This window comes from Streptococcus sp. DD11, from assembly GCF_001578865.1.
In the GTDB taxonomy this organism is placed as follows: Bacteria; Bacillota; Bacilli; order Lactobacillales; family Streptococcaceae; genus Streptococcus; species Streptococcus panodentis.
On sequence record NZ_KQ969393.1, the window covers coordinates 361,079 to 367,490 of the forward strand.

Genomic DNA, 6,412 nt, shown 5'->3' on the forward strand with positions numbered 1-6,412 from the left:
TTCAGCCTTTTTACCGGCCGGATTACAGCCGCAACCGCAAGGATGGCGGCACTGGTCTGGGACTCTTCATCGTTCAGCAGATTTTGGACAAGCATGGTCTGAGCTATCAGTTTGAGGCTGTGGATCTGAAAGCCATGCGGTTCACTATTTTTCTGCCGTCCATGGAGAGCTAACCCTCTGCCAAAACCTCAGACGATACTTCTTGGCGGCAGCTCTATCCGCAAGATCAGAGCAGTGCTTGAGCCTGTGCTGCCCTTCCTTAGCTTGTTGGCTTTTGATGTTCATCGGCTATAAGCAGCTCTATTCCTGAAGAGGAGTTTCATAGGCTCTTGGATGCAAGAGTTACGGATGCTGCGGTTGATAGAGAAGAGAGCGGCTGCTGACTGGCTGGAACTGCAGCAAGGCAGAGCGCTTCGAAACTGTAACAGCCTGCCTGCAGTGAGAAGGATTCAAAATAAATAGAAAACGAATGAATGATGGCTGAGCCCTTGTCACCTGCCCTTATCATTCGTTTTTTGCTTCTTCATCTCCAGGAAAATCTTCTGCAATTAGGCAGGAATAGACAGCATTTGAGTATGAGCTGAGAATTTTTCTGAAAAAAATGTTACAATGAAGTGACATGGTAAAGGAGAAGGATATGGAACACAAAGAAAAAGATTTCAGCCTGTCTTGGTTTTTTAAATGGTTCTTAGATAACAAAGCAATTACAGTCTTTTTAGTAACTTTACTGCTGGGACTCAATATTTTTATTCTCAGTAAAATCACCTTTATTTTCACCCCGATTCTTGAATTTCTGACTGTTATTATGCTGCCGGTCATTCTGGCCGGGCTGCTTTATTATCTGCTCAATCCCATTGTGGACTTTATGGAAAGGCATAAAATCAATCGGCTGGTGGCCATTACCCTTGTCTTTGTGCTGATAGCTTTTTTGATTGTCTGGGGGCTGGCTGTGGCGATTCCCAGCCTGCAGCACCAGATGATGACCTTTGTCAAGAATGTGCCGGCCTATCTGAAAGAAGCGGAACGGTTTATTGACAATGTGCTGACAAATTATATCTCGGAGGATGTCAAGCCGCAGCTGGAGGAGTTTACCAGCAATCTGTCCAGCCAGATTACAGACTGGGCCAGCAATTTTTCCTCGCGGGCAGTCAACTGGGCCAGCAATCTCATCAGCACCACCTCGCAGATTGTGGTGGCGATTATTATCATGCCCTTTATCCTCTTTTATCTCCTGCGGGACGGTAAAAATCTGCGGTCCTATGTGGTGCAGTTCCTTCCGACCAAGTTTCGCGATTCTTTTGGTCAGGTGATGACCGATGTCAATACCCAGCTGGCTAACTATGTACGCGGTCAGGTGACGGTTGCTATTATTGTGGCGGTCATGTTTATCATCTTTTTCAAGATTATCGGTCTGCGCTACGGGGTGACGCTGGGCGTGATTGCGGGCATCCTCAATCTGGTCCCTTATCTGGGAAGTTTTCTGGCCATGCTGCCGGCGTTGGCTATCGCCCTTATTGCCGGCGGGCCCATCATGCTGGCTAAGACAATCCTTGTTTTCATCATTGAGCAGACCATCGAAGGCCGTTTCGTTTCTCCCTTGGTTCTGGGCAGTCAGCTCAGCATTCATCCCATTACGATTTTATTCGTATTGCTGACATCGGGATCCATGTTTGGGATTTGGGGGGTATTCTTGGGAATACCGGTCTATGCCTCGGCCAAGGTAGCCATTGCCGCTCTCTTTAAGTGGTACAGAAAGGTCAGCGGTCTCTATGAGGATGATTCTCAGCAAGCAGCAGAAATAGGAGAAGCCAGTGAGCAATAGTCAGAACATGCTGGAAGCCCTGCAGCATCAAGATCTGGTCCAGGCGGACAAGTATTTTGAAGCGGCGTTGGCCAGTGACAGTCAGGAAGAATTATTGGATCTAGCCGATTACTTGGAAAGTATCGGTTTTTTCCCGCAGGCCAAGCGGATTTATGAAAAATTGGCCCCTCTTTATCCTGAGTCCTATATCAGCTTGGCAGCCATTGCCAGCGATGACGGGGAGCTGGAGGAAGCGTTTGCCTATCTGGAGGAGATTGAGCCAGACAGTCCGCTCTATCCTGCGGCTCTTCTGGCCAAGGCAGATCTCTATCAAATGGAGGGCCTGCCCGATGTGGCCAGAGAGAAACTGGCCGCTGCAGCACAGCTGACCGAGGAGCCCTTGGTGACTTTTGGTCTGGCGGAGATAGATCTGGAGCTGGGGAATTTTTCGCAGGCGATTCAGGAATATGCCAGTCTGGATAATCGCTCCGTTTACCAGCAGACTGGGGTTTCGACCTACCAGCGGATCGGTCTCTGCTATGCCAGTCTGGGGAAGTTTGAAGCAGCCATTGAGTTTCTGGAAAAGGCTATTGAGCTGGAATATGATGATAGGGCAGTCTATGAACTGGCCAGCCTGCTCTGCGAGCAGGAGGAATACCAAAAAGCCAGCCTCTATTTTAAACAGCTGGACACGATTTCGCCGGATTTTGAAGGCTATGAATACGGCTATGCCCTGTCTCTGCATGCTGAGCACAAGACAGAAGCAGCTTTGGCTATAGCAAAACAGGGTCTGGATAAGAATCCCTTCGATACCCGCCTCCTGCTGCTGGCTTCCCAGCTGTCCTATGAGCTCCATGATGAGAAGGCAGCGGAAGCCTATCTTCTGCAGGCCGCTGAAAATGCGGATGACATAGAAGAGACGGCTCTGCGCCTGACCACTCTTTACTTGGAGCAGGAGCGCTATGACGAGGTTCTGGCTTTTGAGGGGCAGGATGTGGACAATGTCCTGACACGATGGAATCTGGCGCGTGCCTATCAGGCCTTGGAAAATCTGGACCGGGCAGCGGAAGCCTACGACGGGCTGGCCCGTGATCTGCAGGAAAATCCAGAATTTCTGGAGAGCTATACCTATCTGCTGCGGGAGCTGGGCCGCTTTGAAGAGGCGAAAGTTCAGGCTCAGAAATATCTCAAGCTGGTGCCGGATGACGGCGGGATGCAGGATGTGCTTGACAGTTTGTAAAATCTTTAACAAGCGCTTTCTTAGAATCTTTTAAGTCACCTGTGTTATAATGTTTGTCATGAAAATCAGGAAGGAATGAGAAAATGACAGAAAAATTTGGAGCAGATCTGATTGTTGACAGTTTAATCAATCACAAGGTAGACTATGTTTTTGGCATCCCGGGTGCCAAGATTGACCGGGTTTTTGATACCTTGGAAGACAAGGGACCGGAGCTGATTGTAGCCCGCCATGAGCAGAATGCTGCCTTTATGGCTCAGGGGATTGGCCGGATTACCGGAGAGCCGGGGGTCGTCATCGCAACCAGCGGACCCGGTGCGTCCAATCTGGCGACAGGTCTGGTAACGGCAACGGCAGAGGGCGACCCTGTTTTGGCACTGGCTGGTCAGGTCAAGCGCTCGGACCTGCTGAAGCGGGCTCACCAGTCTATGGACAATGCGGCCCTTTTTAAGCCGATTACCAAGTATTCGGTAGAGGTTCAGGACGGCAATACCTTATCGGAAATTATTGCCAATGCTTACCGCCACGCCAAGTCTGGAATGCCGGGAGCCAGCTTTATCTCTATCCCCCAGGATGTAGTTGACAGCCCGGTCAAGGTCAAGGCTATCAAGCCGCTGACGGATCCTCAGCTGGGCTCCAGCTCAGTAGCCGATATTAATTATCTGGCTCAGGCGATTAAAAACGCTGTCCTGCCGGTGCTCTTGCTGGGCAACGGCGCTTCCAATGCTACCGTAACAGCTGCACTCCGCCGGCTTTTGGAGCAGGTCCAGCTGCCAGTGGTGGAGACCTTCCAAGGAGCCGGCATTGTGTCCCGGGAGCTGGAAGAAGACACCTTCTTTGGACGGGTGGGGCTCTTCCGCAATCAGCCGGGCGATATGCTGCTGAAGAAGTCGGATCTGGTCATCGCTATTGGCTACGATCCCATTGAATATGAAGCCCGCAACTGGAATGCTGAAATCTCTGCCCGCATTGTTGTCATTGATGTGGAGCCGGCTGAGATTGATACCTACTTCCAGCCTGAGCGTGAGCTGATTGGAGATATTGCCAATACGCTGGATTTGCTGCTGCCTGCAGTCAACGGCTACCAGCTGCCGGAAGGCTCCAGAGAATACCTGCAGAGCCTGCGCAATAAGATGGATGGCGATGTCAAGTTTGACCGCAGTCAGACTGAGCCCGGCCGTCTGCATCCGCTGGACATCATTGAGGTCCTGCAGGCAAATGCCAAGGATGACATGACGGTGACGGTGGATGTGGGAACCCACTATATCTGGATGGCCCGTTATTTTAAGAGCTATGAGCCTAGACATCTGCTCTTTTCAAATGGAATGCAGACGCTGGGGGTGGCCCTGCCTTGGGCCATTTCCGCAGCTCTGGTCCGTCCCAATACCAAGATTATCTCAGTATCCGGAGACGGCGGCTTTCTCTTTTCGGCCCAGGAGCTGGAAACAGCTGTCCGCCTTCAGCTGCCCATTGTCCACATTATCTGGAATGACGGCCGCTACAATATGGTCGAATTTCAGGAAGAGATGAAATACGGCCGTTCGTCCGGTGTTGACTTTGGTCCGGTTGATTTTGTAAAATACGCAGAAAGCTTTGGAGCCAAAGGCTTCCGTGCAACTTCTCAGCAGGAGTTTGCAGATTTGCTGCAGGCTGCCTTTGAGGAAAAGGGGCCGGTCATCATTGACCTGCCGGTTGACTACAAGGACAGCAGCACTCTGGGAGAGACTATTTTGCCGGATGAGTTTTATTAGTTAGAAAAAGGTTGATAGAAAAGGAGAAAAAATGGCAGAGCCAGTAAAATTATTTCAATACAATACTCTGGGAGCTCTCATGGCAGGGCTTTATGACGGCAGCATGACGATTGGTGAGCTGCTGCAGTACGGAGATTTGGGCCTGGGGACTCTGGACTCCATTGATGGTGAGCTGATTGTGCTGGATGGCAAGGCCTATCAGGCCAAGGGGTCAGGCGACCAGCTGGAAGTGGTCGAGCTGGCAGACGATGTGACGGTTCCCTATGCAGCTGTAGTGCCTCATCAAGCCGAGGTTATTTTCCGCCAGCGCTTTGAGATGGATGATCAGGAGCTGGAAAAGCGGATTGAGTCTTACTATGACGGAGAAAATCTTTTCCGCTCTATCAAGATTCACGGGGATTTTGCCCATATGCATGTCCGGATGATTCCGAAGTCGACCACTGAGCGAAAATTTGCGGAAGTGGCCGTCAACCAGCCTGAATACAGCAAGGACAATGTGTCGGGGACCATTGTCGGCATTTGGACACCGGAAATTTTCCATGGGGTCAGTCTGGCGGGCTATCATCTGCATTTTGTATCCGATGACCTGACCTTTGGCGGTCATGTCATGGACTTTGTCATCAGAGAGGGCATTGTCGAGCTGGGAGCGGTTGATCAGTTGGATCAGCGCTTTCCGGTGCAGGACCGCAAGTATCTGTTTGCTAAGTTTAATATGGATGAGATGAGAGAAGATATTGACCGGGTTGAATAGCATTGATAGCTGAAGAACATCGGGCTGATACTGCTCAAGATCTCTGCAAATCAGGCCAGCGCCGCCTTGCTCTGGCAGTCCGGAGGAGTGGGAAAGAACGCCAAACAAGTCAAAAGAGTTGGTCTTCCCCCTCCGAACAGCTCATCAATCAGGGAATGATGGTCTGAGCTGGTGAATACAGCCAAACAAAGCATGCTGTCAAAACAGCGGCTTGTAAGAGCTGATTTATCAACGAATGAGAAGCCGTTCAGCAGGGGGGTGATGGCGCTAAAGCGCTTGATGAACTGTGCAGGGGGAGATGCTGGTTGACCAAAGTCAACAGTATCTCCCCCAACCACTGCAACTTGCAATCAAACGATAGAAATAGACGAAGCTGGGTAGGGTTGTCCCAGCTTCTTTTGTCAGCCGTTGTTTGCTGGGCTTTTTTCTGCTATAATAACGATAGGAATAAATCCAAGATAGGAGAAGCCATGATTTATCTAATCAATGCCAGCCCCAACAAAAACGGCAATAGTGTGCAGTTAGCCCGCCTCTTTCTGAAAGGCCGAAAATATGAGACCTTGGATTTGGTGGACTTTCATATTGAGCAGTACGGTCAGAAAGCAGAGCAGGACCAGTTTTTTCAGGTTTATGAAAAACTGACAGAGGCCGATGTCTGGGTCTTTACCAGCCCCATCTATTGGTGGTCTTTTTCGGGTTTGCTCAAAACTTTCTTAGACAGGGTAGCTGACATCCCCTATCCGCCGGAGGCTCTCAGGGGCAAGCAGCTTTTCTTTCTCCTGCAGGGTTCTCAGCCCAGTAAGGAGATTGAAATGCTGGACTATGCCATGCACCGTTTCTGTCGCAATTACGGACTTAAATACCAGGGACTG

At 50.3% G+C, this 6,412-nt stretch carries 6 protein-coding genes; all 6 read left to right on the top strand.

Annotated elements, in window-relative coordinates; translation table 11 throughout:
• A partial coding sequence (locus STRDD11_RS05015) for an ATP-binding protein (protein ID WP_241209337.1) occupies positions 1–173 on the top strand: 173 nt, incomplete at its 5' end.
• Between the two features lie 464 nt (positions 174–637).
• Entirely contained in the window at positions 638–1,822 is a 1,185-nt protein-coding gene (locus STRDD11_RS05020) for an AI-2E family transporter (protein WP_128835984.1), read from the top strand.
• Positions 1,812–3,041: a tetratricopeptide repeat protein gene (locus STRDD11_RS05025; RefSeq protein WP_128835986.1), complete on the top strand. Its 1,230-nt coding sequence runs from the start codon at positions 1,812–1,814 to the stop codon at positions 3,039–3,041. Before STRDD11_RS05020 ends, STRDD11_RS05025 begins: the two co-directional genes overlap by 11 nt.
• A gap of 83 nt (positions 3,042–3,124) precedes the next feature.
• Entirely contained in the window at positions 3,125–4,789 is a 1,665-nt protein-coding gene (gene alsS / locus STRDD11_RS05030; protein ID WP_128835988.1) for an acetolactate synthase AlsS, read from the top strand.
• 31 nt (positions 4,790–4,820) lie between these two features.
• Positions 4,821–5,540 (top strand): acetolactate decarboxylase, encoded by a 720-nt coding sequence (budA, locus tag STRDD11_RS05035; RefSeq protein WP_128835990.1) that lies wholly within the window; start codon positions 4,821–4,823, stop codon positions 5,538–5,540.
• A gap of 470 nt (positions 5,541–6,010) precedes the next feature.
• Positions 6,011–6,412, top strand: a 402-nt coding sequence (locus STRDD11_RS05040; RefSeq protein ID WP_164828384.1) for a flavodoxin family protein, incomplete at its 3' end; no start/stop codon positions are given.